Consider the following 19,246-nt stretch of genomic DNA (forward strand, 5'->3'; position numbering starts at 1 on the left):
GGTGTAACGGCGGCTCTGGCGGAAAAGAGGCGCACCGCACTTGCGGCCTCACGGCGTGTACTGCGGCGCACACTCTCCAATCCATTGGCTTGCCGGGCTTTTCCGCTCGGACAAGCACGCATTTATTAAACCGATTTGAATTGTTACGCAGACATAAACGCCTCCGCCCGCAAAAGGTTTGCGGGCGGAGCGTTATTTAACGGCGTTATTGGACGGTGGGCGGTCAGGCATGCTTTGCGGCGTGGTCCATCGTCCCGCGCCGCACGCCATGCCCAATCATAGTTTGCTTTCCCCCTCGATGTACTGTTCCAGGAAGAGGTTCTCGCCGTCGAACACGGCATAGGTGAAGAAATTGATCCAGTCGCCCAGGATGAGGACGCGGGCCGTCTGGCTCAGCATCAGGTCCAGTTCGATGTGGCGGTGTCCGTAGATGAAGAAGTTGATGTCCGGATGGCTCTTCAGATACTCCTTGGTGTAGAGCACCAGGTACTCGTTGTTCTCGCCCATGTAGTCGGGGTCCTTGCCGTCCACGCGCTTCAGGCGGCTGTGCTTGGCCCAGGTCAGCCCCAGCTCCACGCTCCAGCGCGGGTGCAGGGCCGAGAACAGCGTCTGCAGCGTACGGCTGTGGAAGAGGGTGCGCAGCACCTTGAACTTGCGGTCCGGGTCGCCCAGCCCGTCGCCATGCGCCAGGTAGAACTCCTTGCCGCAGATTTCGGTGGTGAGCGGCTTCCGGTGCAGGACCACGCCGCATTCCTTGGTCAGGTAGTCGCCGCACCAGATGTCGTGGTTGCCCGTGAAGAAGTGTACCTCCACGCCCAGGTCGGTCAGTTCGGACAGCTTGCCCAGGAAGCGCGTGTAGCCCTTGGGCACCACGGTCTTGAATTCGTACCAGAAGTCGAACATGTCGCCCAGCAGGTAGACGGCGGCCGCCTTGTGCTTGATGCTGTCCAGGAAGTTCACCAGTCGGCGTTCCTGTGTCCGTCCGTGCTCGATGGCGCGCGAGCCCAGATGTGCGTCTGAAAGGAAATATACGTTCTTCATATCAGGCTTGATGTTTTAAGTTTGCAAGTTTTGAAGTTGGAAGAAGTTATGCCCATAAATCATTCTGAAAAGCATGGGCTTTAACTTCCCGGTCCGTCTTAGACGGACGATAACTTCTTCTAACTCCTTTAACTTCTTCAAATCTCTTATTTGAACAGTTCGTCCAGATAGGTGTAGAAGGCCGGGTCTTCGCCCACCACCACTTTGGCAATCTTGCCCTGCGGGTCGATGACAATCTTGGTGGGGTAGCCCTGTATGCCGTACTTTACGGTGACGTCTGCCTCGTCCGTATTGCGCACGTGCAGCCACGGCAGTTCGTGCTTCTCCACGGCCTTCTTCCAGGCCTCTTCCGTGTCGCGGCAGTCAATGCCCAGTATCTCCATGCGGTCCTTGTACTTGGTGTAATACTTCTTCATGTCGGGGATGCCCTTGATGCACCAGCCGCACCAGCTGCCCCAGAAGTCCAGCACCACGTACTTGCCGCGCAGCGAGGAGAGGGCGAGGTCGTTGCCCTTCAGGTCTTTCAGGGTGAAGTCCGGCGCTTCGGCTCCCTCAACCACCTGTGCGCGTGCCTTCTCGCGTGCTTGGGTCTCCTCGATGGCCTTCTGCATGGCCAGGCCGAGGCCCTTCAGCGCGCCGTTCTTGGCGCGGTCGGTCAGCAGCGGCATGAGTTCCTTGGCCTTGCCCTGTCCCATGCTGGAGACGAGGTAGACGGAGAGGTCGTCGTCCGGGTGCTGGCGCACGTAGGCCTCGTGTACGCCGAACACCTGGTCGAGGGCCTCGTTGTAGACGCCGCGTAGCGAGTCCATGGTGGCCTCGTCCAGGGTGCCGTTCTTCTGCCGCTCGTTCAGGGTGGCGGTGACGGCGTTCATGCGGTCTGTGTAGGGCTTGGTCTGTTCCTTAATCTCGTTCATGGCGCGGTGGAAGTCGCCTCCCTCCACGAGGCAGTCGTCCATGGAGCCGCTGAGGGTCACCGTCTGTCCCGGGAAGACCAGCGTCGTCACGGGGCGCACGGTCATGGACATGGCCAGGTTGCCCTTGGGCTTGGCGTAGAGGTAGACTTCGGTGGGTGTGCTGTCGTTGGGCAGGCTGATGCTGAAGCGTCCGGCCTGCATGGGCACGGTGTCCAGGCGCGAGGCGTCTCTCCGTCCCTGCGCGTCGTACGATACGCTTCTCATCAGCAGTGTGTCACTTTCCACGCCTTCCAGCGTGCCTTCAATCGTTGTCCGCTGTGCGGACGGCTGGCAGGCGGCTGCAAGAAGAGCGGCGGCCAGCAGACATACATTCTTTTTCATTTCCAATCGTTGATTTATATTTAGCTACGAGCTACGAGCTACAAGCTACGAGTTACGGGTTACGAGCTACTTGTAGCTCGTAGCTGTCACAAAAATCCCAGTTCCAGTTTGGCTTCTTCGCTCATCATGTCCTTGTCCCATTCGGGTTCGAAGACGAGGTTGATGGTGGCGGCGCTGACGCCATCGATGCTCTCTATCTTCTGGCGGATATCCTCCATGATGAAGTCCGCCGCGGGGCAGTTGGGCGCGGTGAGCGTCATGTCGATGTTGACGCTGCCGTCGTCGGCCACGTCTATCTTGTAGATGAGGCCCAGGTCGTAGACGTTGACGGGTATTTCGGGGTCGAAGACCGTTTTCAGCATAGCCACAATCTTCTCTTCGGTTTCAAATTTGGTCATATCTTTTCAGCATTGGTTTTTAGACGGGCAAAGCTAAAGATTTTTGTTGAAACGGCAAAGAGTTGCCTGCGTTAAAGCGCAGGCATGCCGCCCGTTCCGTCCGCTCTTCCGGCGGCCGCCTGCATCGTCCGCAGGCCATGCCTGCATGGTGCGCGGACCATGCTTGCACGGAGCGCGGACCATGCTTGCACGGTGCGCGGACCATGCTTGCACGGTGCGGGACGCCGTGCGGAAGCGGGGGGCGGCGGCCCGGAGAGCCGGACGTGCGGGGCCGGTCTCCGCCGCTTGCCCCTTTCGGCAAATCGGGGGGGCGGCGTCGGATTCCGGCGCATTTTCAACGGCCGATTCACATTATTTGCTTATTTTTGTACGTTCCAATGCAATTACGGACCTTTCAACAATATTTTATGTCATGAAAAAGACACTGTTTATCTCTCTGCTGTTCCCTTTTCTGAACATGTACGGCCAGCAGGCCGGTGAGGATTATGTGAAACAAGTGAAGTTTGCCCCCGGCACCACGCTGGAGCAGAAGGTGGAGATGGCTTCGCGGCTGAGGCCCGCCGACCGCCAGCTGGAGTGGCAGAAGCTGGAGCTGACCGCCTTCCTGCACTTCGGCATCAATACCTTTACCGACCGCGAGTGGGGCGACGGCAAGGAGTCGCCCCGGCTGTTCAACCCCACCGGCCTCGATGCCGAGCAGTGGGTGCGTGCCCTGAAGGAGGGCGGCTTCAAGCTGGTCATCCTCACCGCCAAGCACCACGACGGCTTCTGCCTGTGGCCCACACGTACCACGGCGCACTCCGTGGCCTCCTCGCCCTGGAAGGGGGGCAAGGGCGACGTGGTGCGCGAGCTGAAGGATGCCTGCGACAAGCTGGGCATGAAGTTCGGCGTCTACCTCTCGCCCTGGGACCGCAACGCCGCTTGCTACGGCGACTCGCCTGCCTACAACCGCTTCTTCATGGAGCAGCTGACGGAGCTGCTCACCAACTACGGCACCGTCCACGAGGTGTGGTTTGACGGCGCCTGCGGCGAGGGCCCCAACGGCAAGAAGCAGGTCTACGACTGGGATGCCTACCACCGCCTCATCCGCCGGCTGCAGCCCCAGGCCGTGGTGGCCATCCAGGGCGACGACGTGCGCTGGGTGGGCAACGAGCGCGGCTACGGACGCGAGACGGAGTGGAGCGCCACCGTGCTCACCCCCGACGCCTACGGGCGTGCCGCCCGGCAGAACCGGGAGCTGGGCATCGCGCCCAAGTCGGCCGACCTGGGCAGCCGCGAGCTGCTGGCCCGGGCCGGTGAGCTGTTCTGGTACCCGAGCGAGGTGGACGTGTCCATCCGTCCGGGCTGGTTCTACCACGCGCAGGAGGACGCGCAGGTCAAGTCCCTGTCCAAGCTGGTGGAGATTTACCTGGAGTCGGTGGGGCGCAACTCGGTGCTGCTGCTCAACGTGCCGCCCGACCGCCGCGGACGCCTGGCCGACGCCGACGTGGCGCGCCTGAAGGAGCTGGGCGACTACCTGCGCAGGGCCTTTGCGGACAACCGCGTGAAGGATGTCCCCTACTGGAAAGCCGCCGCGGGCGAGTCGAAGGTGTACGACCTCGATGCCGAGACCACCGTGAACACCCTGATGGTGCAGGAGGACATTGCCCGGGGGCAGCGTGTCGAGGCGTTCAGGCTTGAGGCCTGGACGGACGGCGGCTGGAAGGAAGTGGCCGCGGCCACCACCGTGGGCTACAAGCGCCTGCTGCGCATCCCCGACGTACGCACTTCGCGCCTGCGCCTCACCGTGCTGCAAAGCCGCGGGCAGGCGCTCATCTCGGCCGTCGGCGCCTACCGGCTGCCCTCGCTGGACGAGGCCGGAGAGCGGCCGGAGCCGGGCGGCATACCCACCGCAGGCTGGCGGGTGACGGGGCTGCCCGCCGGGGCCGCACAGGCTGTCGACGGCGACGTGCAGACCGTCTGGCGGGCGCAGGGCCTGCAGGCCCTCACCGTGGACATGGGGCAGACGCACCGCGTCAGGGGCTTTGTCTACGTGCCCGTGTCGGACGGCGACCAGTCGGGCACCGTCTTCCGCTACAGCTTCTACACCAGTACCGACGGGCAGACGTGGACGCCGCGTGTGGAGCGGGCCGAGTTCAGCAACATCAAGAACAACCCCATTCCGCAGACCGTCAGCTTCGGTCGGACGGTAGAGGCGCGCTACTTCCGCCTGGTGCCGCTCGAAGAGATAGACGGCCTGTCCTGCACCTCGGCTGCCGAGGTGGGCATGCTTGAGGGCGAATGAGTCCGTTGCCCGCCTCCGGCGGCACACGCCGTTTGCGGCGCTCCGGGCCGGGCACGTGGCCTGCGGCCCTGTCAACCAACTTACGAAACGAAACAGAAATACAGATATGCAACTGCGAATGCTGATTTTGATTGTCCTCCTGGGCGGCACCCTGTCCGCTGGCGGGCAGACGGCGGTGGAGCGTTTCTTCGCCAAGTACAACTTCCACTTCATCACGGAGAAGGACGGTCTTCCCAACTGCTTTGTTGACGACATCATTCAGGATTCCGAAGGCTTCGTCTGGGCGGCCACGCACCAGGGCATTGTGCGCTACGACGGCTACCAGATGCTCCACCTCCACTCGCAGGCCGGGCCCGTGAGGCTGAAGAGCGACTTCGTGCGGAAGCTCTGCGAGGACAACCGGAAGCGCCTGTGGGTGGCCTCGGAGGGAGGCATAGACCTCATCGACCTGCGCACGTATGCGCCGGCCCCGCTCGAGCTTCCGCCCGACAGCGCCCTGCGCCGCCTGATGTCCGAGTCCGTCCATACCCTTTACAAGGACCGCGAGGGCTGCCTGTGGATAGCCGCCTCGGGCGGGCTGTGGTGCCTGGAGCCCGACGGCGGGGACGGCATTGCCGATTACCATTGGCTGGAGGGGAGCGGCGCGTCGGTGAGGGCCCTGGCCGAGGTGGACGGCGCGGTGTGTGCCGGCGTGGGCAACGAGGTGTGCCGCCTGGTCAGGCAGGAGCCTCACCGCCTGGTGGCCGTCCCCCTGAGCGACAGCCTGCCGCCCTTCAGCGAAGACTGGCGCATCTCGTGCATGCAGACCGACGGACGCCTGCTGTGGATTGGCTCCAACCGGGGCCTGTTCCGCTACGACCCTGACACGCGCAGCCTGAAGCGCTACCGCTATTCCACCCACCGGCCCGGCATGTTGAGCCAGGCCTACATCACGGACATCAAGCTGACCCGCCAGGGACACCTCATCGTGTCTACCCTGAACGGAGTGAACGTCTACCAGCGGGAGACGGACACCTTCGCCTTCATCCGCCAGAACGGCGCGCAGCCCTATGCCTCGGTCAACTGCAACGCCATCGACTGCGTCTTCACCGCGGGCGAGACCATCTGGCTGGGCACGGAGACGGGCGGCATCAACCTGCTCTCGCCCAAGCGGCTGCGCACCGAGCTGTGGCACAACCCCTGGGAACGCGAGGGGAAAAGCATTCCCGTGAACGCCATCTGCCAGGACAGCGACGGAAACATCTGGGCGGCCCTGACGGAGCACGGACTGGCCTGCTGGAATCCGTCTGCGGAGGAGACGGCGTGCTACCGCTTCTCGCCCGACGACCTCACTTCCATCAGCAACAATACGCTGAACGGGCTGCTGGCCGACTCGCACCGCCACCTCTGGGCCTACACCTGGGGCGTGGGCATCAACGAGCTTGCCCCCGAGGGGAGGGCGGAGGGCCGCTTCAGGCGCTACACCCGCGAAGAGGTGCCTACGCTGAAGGGCGACTTCATCAGCAGCGCCTGCGAGGACACGCTGAACGGGGGCATCTGGTTCGGCTCCACCCGCGGGCTGCTGTTCTACGACCGCCGCACGGGCACCTTCGACCGCGCCCTGCTCGACGGGCAGAACAACGAGTTTGACGCCATCCAGGCTCTGCTGGCCGACCGCCGCGGCCGCCTCTGGGCAGGGACCACGCAGGGAGTGTTTGTCATTGACCTGCGTTCGTTTGCCAAGTCGCGCCGCCACTTTGGCTACACCCTGCTGAAGTACAAGCTGGACCACCCCGAGAGCCTGCGGATGGAGAAGATAAACGTGCTGCTGGAGAGCCGCGACGGCACCATCTGGCTGGGCGGCAACGGCGACGGGCTCTACCGCCTGGACGAGGGGGGCGGAAGCCGCTTCCGCTTTCTGAACTACACGACCCGCGACGGCCTGCCGGACAACACCGTGACGGGCCTGGCCGAGGACGGAGCGGGCTGCCTGTGGGTGGTGACCACCGACGGCGTGGCGCGCATGGACCCCGCGAACGGCACCTTTGCCTGCTACACGTCCGAGGACGGCCTGCCCGTGATGCCCTACTACCGCAACGCCATCTGCTACTCCGGGCGCTACGACCGCCTCTTCCTGGGCACGGCGGCGGGACTGCTGGCCGTGACGCCCGACAGCGGGGCCGACTCGCTGGCCGAGCCCCGCGTGCGCCTGTCGTCGCTCACCGTGGCGGGCAACCCGGTCTTTCCTGCCTCGGGCGACTTCCTGGAGCAGGACATCTCGACGGCTGAGGCCATCAGGCTGCACGAGCGGGAGAGCCGCTTCTCCGTAGCCCTGACCACCATGAACTACGGCAACAGCGGGCGCATCCGCTACATGTACCGCCTGAAGGGGTATGAAAGCGAGTGGAACGAGACGCCGCCGGGCAGCCCCGTGGCCCGCTATACGGCGGTGCCGGCCGGCAACTATGTCCTTCAGGTGAAGGCCACGGACGAGAGCGGCCGGTGGTCCGGACACCTGGCCGAGCTGAAGGTGCGCGTCGTGCCCTACTTCTACAAGACGCCCTGGTTCATCGCATCGGCCGTGGTGCTGTCGCTGCTGGCCGTGCAGCTGTTCTACCTGCGCAAGATGAAGCGCTACGCCAGGCAGAAGGCCGAGCTGAAGCGCATGGTGGACGAGCGCACCCGCGAGCTGGCCCTGCGCAACGAGCAGCTGGAGCTGATGGCCCGCCACGTGGAGGAGGTGACGGAGGAGAAGATTTCCTTCTTCACCAACATCACCCACGAGTTCCGCACGCCCGTGACGCTGATACACGGCCCCATCGGGCACGCCCTGAAGGTGGTGACAGACCCCGACGTGAAGGCCCAGCTGGAGATTGCCGGACGCAACTCGGACTACCTGCTCTCGCTGGTGAACGAGCTGCTGGACTTCCGCAAGCTGGAGGCCGACCGCGTGGTGCTGGACGTGAAGCCCTGCAACATGGAGGCCTTTCTGACCGGGCTGCTGCTGCCCTTCAAGGTCTTTGCCCGCGAGCGGGGCATCGGGCTCGCCGCCCACTACCGCCTGCAGGACCATCCGTGCCTGATGCTGGACATGCCCTACATGCGCAAGGTGATGATTAACCTCGTGTCCAACGCCATCAAGTTCACCCCCGACGGCGGACGCATCGACATCTACGTGGCCGCCGTGAAGGGAAACAGCGGGGGCGACCTGCTCTACATCAACGTCTGCGACACGGGCTATGGCATTGCCGAGGAGGACATGGCGCGCATCTTCGACAGCTTCTACCAGTCCAGGCGGGGCCGTGCGCGCGAAGCCGGCGTACAGGGGGGCACGGGCATCGGCCTCTTCCTCTGCCGGAAGATTGTGAACCTGCACGGCGGACGCATCTTTGCCCGCAACAACCCCGGACGCGGAGCCTCGCTGCGCATCCTCATCCCGCTGGTACCCGCCGCCGCCCCGCTGCCCGCCGCCGGCGCCGTGGAGGAGCTGCCCGCCGCCGGCACGCCGCAGGAGCCCGCGGCGACCGGACAGAAGCGGGACACCATCCTCGTGGCGGACGACAACCGCGACATGCGCGCCTACATAGCCTCGCTGCTGGGCAAGGACTACCGCCTGCTGGAGGCCGCCGACGGCCAGGAGGCCCTGCGGCTGCTGCAGGAGCACACCGTGTCGCTCATTGTCAGCGACCTGATGATGCCCGTCATGGACGGCATGGAGCTGTCGCGCCGCGTGAAGGAGAACCTGGCCACTTCGCACATCCCCTTCCTGATGCTGACCGCCGTCCGCTCGGAGGCGCAGGAGAAGCGCAGCTTTGAAATCGGGGTGGACGAGTACCTCTGCAAGCCCTTCGACGAGGAAGTGCTCCTGTTCAGGGTGCGCAACATCCTGGAGATGCAGGCCAAGTACCGCCGCCTCTTCTCGGCGGGCAGCCGGGTGGAGGACATACCCGTGCGCGAGGAGTCGCGCGACCACCGCTTCCTGACCCGGGCCGCCGAACTGATGAAGGAGAACTACGCCGACCCGGAGTACAACCTGGACTGCTTCGTGCGCGACATGGGCTACAGCAAGACCCTTGTGAACAACAAGATGCAGGCCCTGGCGGGACAGCCCATCGGGCAGTTCATGAAGAACTACCGCCTGAACGTGGCGCGGCAGATGATTCAGGAAGGGGCGGCCGGCGTCAATGTCTCCGAGGTTGCCTATGCCGTGGGGTTCAACGACCCGAAGTACTTCACCAAGTGCTTCAAGGAACTCTTCGGCTGCCTGCCCAGCAGCATCCTCAAGAAGTAGCCCGCGCGCAACGCCTCGCAGGGGGGGCGGCGGGGCGGCGTCCGGACGGTGCAAGCACGGTGTCCGGACGATGCCTGCACGGTGCGCGGACGATGCCTGCATGGTGTGCGGACGGTGCAAGCACGGTGCGCGCGCCGTGCAGGCAGGGCCTGAGACCCGATTTCCGCCTTTTTTTACTATATTCCCCCCAATCTTTCCTATTTTCTCCCTGCCGAGCCTTGAAAAGGCTTATTTTTGCGATGTCATGAAATGGAATCGGCAGGAAGGGCTCTTCGCGCCGGATTCCGGAATCTTTGAACTCTTTGAAAAACGGACTTATTATGAAAAACAGAATCGGATTACTCGTGCTCCTGCTGTCCGCATGGACGGTACAGCTGCTGGCCGGCCCCATCGACGGACTGCTGGAAAGAATAGACAAAGGCGCCTCGCGCAAGTTTGCCATCGAGCTGAAGAAGGGCGACAAGGACTTCTTCGAGCTGGGGCAGAAGGGCGCCAAGGTGCTGGTGCGCGGCAACAGCTACGTCAGCATTGCCACCGGCATCAACTGGTACCTGAAATACTACGCCGGCATCCACCTCTCCTGGAACGGGATGCAGGCCAAGCTGCCCGACGTGCTGCCGCCCGTCAAGGAACCCCTGCGCAAGGAGACCGGCCTGGGCCTGCGCTACGACTTCAACTACTGCACCTACTCCTACACCATGGCCTTCTGGGACTGGGACCGCTGGGAGAAGGAGATTGACTGGATGGCCCTGCACGGCATCAACCTGCCCCTGGCCGCCGTCGGTCAGGAGTGCATCTGGCGCAACATGCTGCTCAAGCTGGGCTACACGCCGGACGAGGTGAACCGCTTCATTGCCGGCCCCGCCTTCCTGGCCTGGTGGGCCATGAACAACCTGGAAGGGTGGGGCGGACCCAACCCCGACAGCTGGTATGCCCGGCAGGAGGCCTTGCAGAAAAAGATACTGAAGCGCATGAAGGAATACGGCATCCGGCCCGTCTTCCCGGGATACAGCGGCATGGTGCCCCACGACGCCGACACCAAGCTGGGGCTGAACATCGCCAAGCCCGAACTGTGGAACGGCTTCGTGCGGCCCGCTTTCCTGCAGCCCACCGACGCCCGCTACTCCGAGATTGCCTCCCTCTACTACGCCGAGCAGAAGAAGCTCTTCGGCACGGCCGACTTCTACTCCATGGACCCCTTCCACGAGGCGGGAAATGCCGAAGGTGTGGACTTTGACGCAGCCGGAAAGGCCATCATGGGCGAAATGAAGAAGGTGAACCCAAAAGCCGTCTGGGTGGTGCAGGGATGGACGGAGAACCCGCGCCCGGACATGATCAGGAACCTTGCGAACGGCGACCTGCTCATCCTCGATCTCTTCAGCGAGTGCCGCCCCATGTGGGGCATCCCCTCCATCTGGAAGCGCGAGAAGGGCTACGGACACCACGACTGGGTGTTCTGCATGCTGGAGAACTTCGGCGGAAACGTGGGCCTGCACGGCCGCATGGACCAGCTGCTCAACAACTTCTACCTCACCAAGACCCATCCGCTGGCCGCCCACCTGAAGGGCATCGGCCTGACTATGGAAGGTTCGGAGAACAATCCTGTGATGTTCGAGCTGATGTGCGAGCTGCCGTGGCGTCCCGAGAAATTCACCAAGGAAGAGTGGCTGAAGGACTACCTCTTTGCCCGCTATGGTGTGCGCGACCCGAAGATTGAACAGGCGTGGACCATCCTGGCCAACTCCATCTACAACTGCCCCTTCGGCAACAACCAGCAGGGCCCCCACGAGTCCATCTTCTGCGGGCGGCCCACGCTGAACAACTTCCAGGTGAGCAGCTGGTCCAAGATGGCCAACTACTACGACCCCACCCTCACCGCCGAGGCCGCCGCGCTGATGGTGGAGGTGGCGGACAAGTACCGCGGCAACAACAACTTCGAGTACGACCTGGTGGACATCGTGCGCCAGGCGCTGGCCGACGAGGGACGCATCGTCTACAACCGCACCGTGGCCGACTTCAAGAGCTTCGACAAGCGCAGCTTTGCCCGCGACTCGCAGCGCTTCCTCGCCCTGCTGCTGCAGCAGGACCGCCTGCTGGGCACCCGCAGCGAGTTCCGCGTGGGACGCTGGATTGAGCAGGCGCGCCGGGCGGGAACCACGCCCCAGGAGCAGGACCTCTACGAGTGGAACGCCCGCGTGCAGATAACCACCTGGGGCAACCGCACCTGTGCCGACGACGGCGGCCTGCGCGACTATGCCCACAAGGAGTGGAACGGCATCCTGCGCGACTTCTACTACAAGCGCTGGGAGGCCTACTGGAAGACCTTGCAGGACCAGCTGGACGGCAAGCCCGAAGTCATCCTGGACTACTACGCCATGGAAGAGCCCTGGACGCTGGCCAGGAACCCCTATGGGGCCGCGCCCGAAGGCAATCCGGTGGACGAGGCCAAGGCGGCCATGAAGCTGCTGCGGGAGAAGTTTTAGTTGACGAGGGACAAGTTAACGAGGGTACAAGGACAAGTTAACGAGGGTACAAGGACAAGTTAACGAGGGTACAAGGACAAGTTAACGAGGGTACAAGGACAAGTTGATAAAGGTGCAAGGGACAAGTTGACAAGAGTGCAAGGGACGCAGGAACTTAGAACCCCAATCCCCTTGTGGCCTGAAGCCTCGTCCCCTCGTCAACTGACCTCCGGCTCTTCCTTGTGGCCTGAAGCCTCGTCCCCTCGTCAACTGACCTCCGGCTCTTCCTCGTTGCCTGAAGCCTCGACCCTCGTCAACTGACCTCCGGCTCTTCCTCGTGGTCTGAAGCCTCGTCCCCTCGTCAACTGACCTCCGGCTCTTCCCTCGTGGTCTGTCGCCTCGTCCCCTCGTCAACTAACTAAAAAACTTAAAAACTCAAAAACTCAAAAACTCCTATGCCTGAAGCAAAGCCCAAAAAGAGACTCCTCTCGCTCGACGTGCTGCGCGGCATCACCGTGGCCGGCATGATTGTGGTGAACAACGCGGGCGGCCCCCAGTCGTACGACTCGCTGCGCCACTCCGCCTGGAACGGCATGACCCCCTGCGACCTGGTCTTTCCTTTCTTCCTCTTCATCATGGGCGTCTCCACCTACATCGCCCTGCGCAAGTACCAGTTCCGCCCGTCGGGCACGGTGGTGCGCAAGGTGCTGAAGCGCACGCTGCTCATCCTGCTGATAGGCATCGGCATCCACTGGTTCGAGTACGCCTGCAAGGGCGACTTCCTGCCCTTCGACCACCTGCGGCTGACGGGCGTGCTGCAGCGCATTGCCCTCTGCTACTGCGCCGCCTCCTTCCTGGCCCTCTACCTGCCCCACAAGTGGATGGGCTGGATTGCGGGCGGGGTGCTGGCGGCCTACGGCGTGGTGCTGCTGGCGGCCAACGGCTACGCCCCCGACGAGACCAACCTGCTCTCCGTCATCGACCGCCGCCTGCTGGGCGCCGACCTGCTCTACCGCAAGAGCCCCGTTGACCCCGAAGGCCTGTTCAGCACCCTGCCGTCCATAGCCCACACGCTGATAGGCTTCTGCTGCGGGCGGATAATCATGGAGTCCGACACGCTGGGCAAGAAGGTCATCGGCCTGTTCGTGGCGGGTTTCCTGCTCATGTCCGCCGGCTTCCTGCTCACCGAGGCCCTGCCGCTCAACAAGCGCATCTGGTCGCCCTCGTTCGCGCTGGCCACGTGCGGCCTGGCCGCCATGCTTCAGGCCACGCTGATGTACTTCATCGACCTGAAGGACAAGCGCCGCTGGTGCCGCTTCTTCGAGGTGTTCGGCGTCAATCCGCTGTTCCTCTACGTGCTCAGCGAGCTGCTGGCCATTGTCATCAGTGTAACGGGCGTCAAGCCCCCGGTCTACGGCGCCATCCTTGCGCTCGTGCCCGACCCCTACCTGGCTTCCGCCTTCTATTCGCTGCTGTTCATGCTGCTCATGGGGGCGGCGGGATGGCCGTTGTACCGCAAGAAAATCTATATTAAGTTATGAAACCGCTCTCGTTCATCGTCCGTAGCTTGTCACTCGTAGCCCGTAGCTGGTCGCTCGTAGCTTGTAGCTCGTTCCTCGTAGCTTGCAGCCCGTCGCGCGTAGCTTGTGGCCCGTCGCTCGTGGCCGACATCGACACCCGTGTCGGCACCGCCGCCAGCACCACGCGCACGGCGGGCCTCTTCGGGCGCGGCTCCGAGGAGTACGGACAGACCCTGCCCGCCGTGCTCGAGCCCAACGGCATGAACTTCTGGACCCCCCAGACGCGCGACACGGAGAAGAAGTGTGTCGCCCCCTATTACTACGCCGACACGCTGCTGCAGGGCTTCCGCAACTCCCACTGGATTGTGGGCGGCTGCACGCAGGACTACGGCTCCATGACCCTCATGCCCCTCTATGGCACCCTGCGCTGCCAGCCCGAGGAGCGCGCCTCGCGCTTCTCCCATGCCGACGAGGTGGCCACGCCCGCCCGCTATGCCGTCCGCCTGCCGGACGAGGGCATCCGTGCCGAGCTGACCGGACGCTCGCGTTCGGCCCTGCTGCGCTTCACCTACGACCAGGCGGGCAAGGCCTACCTGGTGGTGAACCCCAACAGCGACGAGGGGATGGGCTTTGTGCGCATCGACACCCTGCACCGCCGCCTCTACGGCTACAACCCCGTCCACCGCATCTACCAGGGGTGGGGCGAACCGGCGGGTTTCAGCGGGCACTTCGTGGTGGAGTGGCAGAAGCCGGCGTCGGCCTTCGGCACCTTTGCGGGCAGTACGCTCACGGCAGGCTCCGTGCAGGCGGGCGGCCCGGCCGTGGGAGCCTATGTGGAGTTTGACGTCGCTGCCGGCGAGGCCCTGCTGGTCAAGGCGGCCTCCTCCTTCGTGGACGAGGCGGGCGCCCTTGCCAACCTGCGTGCCGAGATTCCTCACTGGGACTTCGACCGCACCTGCCGGGAGCTGACCGCCATCTGGGAGCGGCGCTTCGGGCTGATAGAGGTGGAGAGCGACGACCTCGCCGCCCTGCGCCAGTTCTACGGCGCCTTCTACCGCGCCAGCTTCCTGCCCCGCACGCTCAACGACGCCGACGGGCGCTATCCCGCCTTCGCTTCGGGCCGTCCCGTGATGCAGCTTCCCGAAGGCCGGACGTATTACGACGACTTCAGCCTGTGGGACACCTACCGGGCGCTTCACCCGCTGGTCAACCTGCTGACTCCGCGGCGCGGGGGCGAGATGATGCAGTCGCTCGTCCTGAAATACCGGCAGGGCGGCTGGATGCCCATCTTCCCCTGCTGGAACAGCTATACCTCCGCCATGATAGGCGACCACTGCGCCGCCGTCGTGGCCGATGCCTGCGTGAAGGGCGTCACCGGCTTCGACCTGGAGGCTGCCTACGAAGGCCTGCGTAAAAATGCTTTCTGCCGGCCGTCCACCCTGCAGGAGTACCGCGACGGCATGGGCCGCCGCGCGCTGGACTCTTACCTGAAGTACGGCTACATCCCGCTGGAGGACAGCGTGCCCGATGCGTTCCACACCCGCGAGCAGGTGTCGCGCACGCTGGAGTATGCCTACGACGACTTTGCCCTCGCGCAGGTGGCCGCCGCCCTGGGCCGCACGGACGATGCAAAGGCTTTGCGCGGACGTGCCCGCAACTACCGTCACGTCATAGACCCGCGCACGGGCTACGCCCAGGGCCGCCACGCCGACGGCACTTTCCTCAGCGAGGACAATGCCTTCCGCTTTGCCCGCTTCATCACCGAGGGAGCGCCCTGCCACTACACGTGGTACGTGCCCCACGACCCCTACGGCCTGATGGAACTGATGGGCGGGCGCGAGGCCTACGTCGCCAGGCTCGACTCCATGTTCACGCAGGGACGCTACTGGCACGGCAACGAGCCCTGCCACCAGGTGGCCTTCATGTTCAACTATGCCGGTGAGCCGTGGCGGACGCAGCGGGCCGTGCGCCACATCCTCTCCACCGAGTACCACAACACGCCCGGCGGTCTGGCGGGCAACGACGATGCGGGCCAGATGTCCGCCTGGTACCTCTTCGCCGCCCTGGGCTTCTATCCCGTCTGTCCCGGCACGCCCTATTACCTGCTGGCCAGTCCGCAGTTTCCCGTCGTCACCCTCCGTCCCGAAGGAGGTAAACCGTTTACCATCCGGGCCGTGGGCGCTTCGGCAGAGAACATCTACATCCGCCGCGCCACGCTCAACGGCCGGCCCTATACGAAGAACTACCTGGACCACGCCGACCTCGTGCGGGGCGGCACCCTGGAGCTGGAGATGACCTCACAACCCTGCAAGGACTGGGGCAGCCGGAAGGAGGACTGCCCGCCGGAAATTAAGAATGAAGAATGAAGAATGAAGAATGAAGAATTAAAAATTAAAAATTAAAAATTAAAAATTAAGAATGAAGAATTAACCATTAATCATTAACCATTAATCATTAACCATTACCATTCATACCATGCGAACCCTTCTTTTCACCTTCTGTTGCTTGCTGCTGGCCGCCTGCGGGGCGCCGAAGCAGGCAGACCGTGTGTACAACATCATGGACTATGGCGCCGTGGGCGACGGGCAGACCGACGATGCCCCCGCCGTGCAGGCGGCCATCGACGCCTGTACCCGTGCGGGCGGCGGCCGGGTGGTGGTGCCTGCGGGGCATACCTTCCTGTGCAGCCCCTTCAGGCTGGCTTCGTTTGTCGACCTCCATCTGGAGCCCAATGCCCGCCTGCTGGCCAACCCCGACGAGAAAGCCTACACCGAAAGCGCCTTCCGCGAGAACCGCGGCGAGGGCATGATGTGGATCAGCGGCAAGAACCTGAAGCAGGTGTCCATCACGGGCACGGGAACCATCGACGGCAACGGCGTGGCCTTCATGGGCCGCGAGCTGGAAGACTCCTACGAGCTGAAGCCCGTCACCGACTTTGACCCCCGTCCGCACGTGCTGACGCTGGAGGCCGTAGACCGCCTGGTCATCCGCGACGTCACCCTCTGCAACAGCCCCTACTGGACGGTCCACCTCATCGGCTGCAAGGATGCCCTGATAGACGGCATCAGCATCCGCAACAACCTGAAGATACGCAACGGCGACGGCATCGACGTGGACCATTCGCGCCACGTGCGCATAGCCAACTGCTACATCGAGTCGGGCGACGACTGCGTCTGCCTGAAGAACCGCCGCGAGTTCGAGGAGTACGGCTCGTGCGAGGACGTGGTGGTGACCAACTGCACCATGGTGTCCCGCTCCTGCGCCATCAAGATTGGCTCCGAGAACATGGACTCCATCAACAACGTCCTGTTCAGCAACTGCATCGTCCGCGACAGCAACCGCGGCATCGGCATCCAGAACCGCGACGAAGGCACGGTGACCAACGTGGTGTTCGACAACCTGATTGTGGACTGCCGCCTGTGGTCGGACGTGTGGTGGGGCAAGGCCGAGCCCATCTACGTCACTTCCTATCCGCGCGCCGTGGGCAACCACAAGGACGCGGGCTGGCGCTTCCCCAAGGGTGCCACCGAGGGGCGCTGCGGCGAGGTGAGCCACATCTGGTTCTCGCGCGTGAAGTGCATCAGCGAGAACGGCGTCTTTGTGGGCGGCGACGTGCCGGGTAAGGTGAACCACATCTACTTTGACGACATCGACCTCCGCCTGCTGAAGCGCACCGACTATCCGGGCGGCGTGTACGACAAGCGTCCCTGCGTGGGCGAGGGCTTCGTCTCCGACCAGGTGTACGGCTTCTACATAGACACCGCCAGCGACGTCTTCATCAACCGTCCTCGCCTCACGTGGGGCGACGTGCCGCCTGCCGCCGCTTCGGGCCAGCTGCTGAAGCAGAAGGCTTCGACGGGCGTGGTCGTAAGCCGTTAGGCGGAATAAAGCTCTTGAGAATCACGGAGATTCCTTAGGTCTCCTCTGTGTTGAAATCTGAAATCATCAATCTGAAATCTGAAAAATGACCCGCATCCTTCTTCCCCTCTTTGCGTTTCTGTGCCTGGCCTTGGCGGCCGTGGCACAGCCAGTGCCCACCAACGAGCAGATGGGCGGCATCTATTATGCCTATCCCGAACCCGCAGCGCGGCTGACTCCGGCTCCGGACGGTTACGAACCTTTCTACATCAGCCATTACGGCCGTCACGGCTCGCGCTGGCGCACGGAGGACGTGCAGTATCGCTCGCTGGTCGTTACGTTTGACTCCCTCCATGCCTGCGGCGGGCTGACGGCATTGGGCGAGGACGTGCGAGGCCGCCTGCAACGCCTGTGGGAAGATGCCCGCGGACGGAGCGGAAACATCACCCCGCTGGGCGAACGCCAGCACCGGGGCATTGCCCGGCGCATGTTTGCCAACTTCCCGCAGGTGTTTGCCGACAGTGCGGTGGTAGACGCGCGCTCGTCCACCTCGCTGCGTTGTGCCATGAGCATGAGCTACTTCACCGAGAGCCTGAAGGAGCAGAATCCCGCCTTGCGTGTCACGCGCCGTGCCTACCAGCAGTACATGGACTACATTGCCCACACTTCGCCCGAGGCCGAAGCCTTCTGCTCCGACACGGCGGCCTGGCGGAAGGATTTCCAAGCCTTCGAGCGGAAGCACATCCGTCCGCAGCGGCTGATGCGCGCCCTTCTTACCCGTCCCGGCGAGGTACCCGGCTGGAAGGCTGTCGACCTCTTCACCAACCTCTACTGGAGCGCTGTGGTGGTGCAGAACTGTGACCACCTGGAAGGCGTCTGCTTCTTTGACCTCTTCACGCCCGAAGAGCTGAAGGGCGTCTGGCAGGTGGTCAATGCCCGCATGTACATCTGCAACGCCGCTGCCCCGCTCAACGGCGGCCTGATGCCCCGCCAGGCCATCCCTCTGTTGCGGAACATCGTGGAGAGTGCCGACCGGGCCATTGCGTCGGGACGGCCTGCGGCTGACCTGCGCTTCGGACACGATACGCACCTCATCCGCCTGCTGGCGTTGATGCAGGTGGAGGGCTGTGCTAACCGGGAGACGGACATGGAGAAGTTTGGGCAGGCGTGGCCCGACTATGCCATCTCGCCCATGGCGGCCAACCTGCAACTCGTTTTCTTCCGCAATGCGGCGGGCGATGTGCTGGTGAAGCTGCTCCTCAACGAGCGGGAAGTCGGCCTGCCCCTCCCGCCTGTTTCAGGTCCTTATTACCGCTGGACTGCGGTGCGCGAGTATCTTGCAAAGCTGATTGGCGAGCGGTGAACGGGTAATTCCCCCGGCGGGGGAGTGTCAAAACGGAGTGCCACTATCTGTGTGCCCTCTTCTGTTTTGGCGCGCCCTCCTCGGTCGGCGGCGTTATTTTCTCCTCCCTCCGTTCTTTCTTTTTCATAGAATCCCTTATCTTTGCGGGAGTAGTAAAACGTTGTGCTTATGAAATACCCCATTGGAATACAGAGTTTCGACCGCATCATCGATGACGGTTATGTTTATGTGGACAAGACGGACTTGCTCTATCGGCTGACCCACGAGAGCAGCATCTACTTCCTGAGCCGCCCGCGCCGCTTCGGAAAGAGCCTGCTGGTGTCCACCTTGAAGAACTACTTCGAGGGCCGCAAGGACTTGTTCCGCGGGCTGGCCATCGAGCAGCTGGAGACGGAGTGGGCCGTGTATCCGGTGTTCCATGTGGACTTCAACAGCACCAACTATACCAATCCAGATGAATTGGAGAAGAAAATCAACTTCCATATATCCGAGTGGGAGAAGCGGTACGGACTGCCTTGCCGCGAAAACGAGTTGGGTTACGGCGACCGCTTTGTAGAGGTGCTGCGTGCCGCCCATGAACGGACAGGCCGCCGCACCGTGGTCCTGATAGACGAGTACGACAAACCCATCCTGGACGTGCTGGATGTGGATTCCACGCTGGAGAACCGCCACCGCAACGTGCTGAAAGCCTTCTACTCCGTCTTCAAGGCAGCCGACAGCCACTTGCAGTTCGTACTGCTGACGGGCGTGACGAA

General features: G+C 63.2%; 11 protein-coding genes. 8 read left to right on the forward strand and 3 right to left on the reverse strand.

The features are described from left to right. Positions 1-276: 276 nt before the first annotated feature. The 3 genes from Q1Y74_RS00260 to Q1Y74_RS00270 form a co-directional block, all read right to left on the reverse strand. Positions 277-1,041: a UDP-2,3-diacylglucosamine diphosphatase gene (locus Q1Y74_RS00260; protein ID WP_300811685.1), complete on the reverse strand. Its 765-nt coding sequence runs from the start codon at positions 1,039-1,041 to the stop codon at positions 277-279. A gap of 146 nt (positions 1,042-1,187) precedes the next feature. Then, positions 1,188-2,336, reverse strand: a complete 1,149-nt coding sequence (locus Q1Y74_RS00265; RefSeq protein ID WP_300811686.1) for a TlpA disulfide reductase family protein — start codon at positions 2,334-2,336, stop codon at positions 1,188-1,190. An 86-nt stretch (positions 2,337-2,422) separates the two neighbouring features. Next, positions 2,423-2,734 carry an iron-sulfur cluster assembly protein gene (locus tag Q1Y74_RS00270; protein ID WP_300811687.1) on the reverse strand — a complete coding sequence of 104 codons (312 nt, stop codon included), beginning with the start codon at positions 2,732-2,734 and terminating at the stop codon, positions 2,423-2,425. Positions 2,735-3,146: 412 nt separating this feature from the next. Here Q1Y74_RS00270 and Q1Y74_RS00275 point away from each other — a divergent pair, with 412 nt between their 5' ends. From Q1Y74_RS00275 to Q1Y74_RS00310, 8 genes are all read left to right on the forward strand, one after another. Continuing rightward, the gene (locus tag Q1Y74_RS00275) at positions 3,147-5,018 is read left to right on the forward strand and encodes an alpha-L-fucosidase (protein WP_300811688.1); all 1,872 of its coding nucleotides are present in this window, start codon (positions 3,147-3,149) and stop codon (positions 5,016-5,018) included. A gap of 106 nt (positions 5,019-5,124) precedes the next feature. After that, positions 5,125-9,288: a two-component regulator propeller domain-containing protein gene (locus tag Q1Y74_RS00280; RefSeq protein WP_300811689.1), complete on the forward strand. Its 4,164-nt coding sequence runs from the start codon at positions 5,125-5,127 to the stop codon at positions 9,286-9,288. A 320-nt stretch (positions 9,289-9,608) separates the two neighbouring features. Continuing rightward, a complete protein-coding gene (locus Q1Y74_RS00285) occupies positions 9,609-11,771 on the forward strand; it encodes an alpha-N-acetylglucosaminidase (protein WP_300811691.1) in 2,163 nt (720 codons plus the stop codon). A 434-nt stretch (positions 11,772-12,205) separates the two neighbouring features. Then, positions 12,206-13,291: a heparan-alpha-glucosaminide N-acetyltransferase domain-containing protein gene (locus Q1Y74_RS00290; protein WP_300811692.1), complete on the forward strand. Its 1,086-nt coding sequence runs from the start codon at positions 12,206-12,208 to the stop codon at positions 13,289-13,291. Continuing rightward, positions 13,288-15,636, forward strand: a complete 2,349-nt coding sequence (locus Q1Y74_RS00295; protein ID WP_300811693.1) for a GH92 family glycosyl hydrolase — start codon at positions 13,288-13,290, stop codon at positions 15,634-15,636. Before Q1Y74_RS00290 ends, Q1Y74_RS00295 begins: the two co-directional genes overlap by 4 nt. 109 nt (positions 15,637-15,745) lie before the next feature. Beyond that, on the forward strand, positions 15,746-17,149 hold the full coding sequence (locus Q1Y74_RS00300; RefSeq protein ID WP_300811694.1) for a glycoside hydrolase family 28 protein: 1,404 nt from the start codon (positions 15,746-15,748) through the stop codon (positions 17,147-17,149). An 85-nt stretch (positions 17,150-17,234) separates the two neighbouring features. Then, entirely contained in the window at positions 17,235-18,491 is a 1,257-nt protein-coding gene (locus Q1Y74_RS00305; protein ID WP_300811695.1) for a histidine-type phosphatase, read from the forward strand. Between the two features lie 168 nt (positions 18,492-18,659). After that, the coding region (locus Q1Y74_RS00310) for an AAA family ATPase (protein WP_300811696.1) at positions 18,660-19,246 on the forward strand (587 nt) is incomplete at its 3' end.

Source organism: uncultured Bacteroides sp. (assembly GCF_949298305.1).
Classification (GTDB): Bacteria; Bacteroidota; Bacteroidia; order Bacteroidales; family Bacteroidaceae; genus Bacteroides.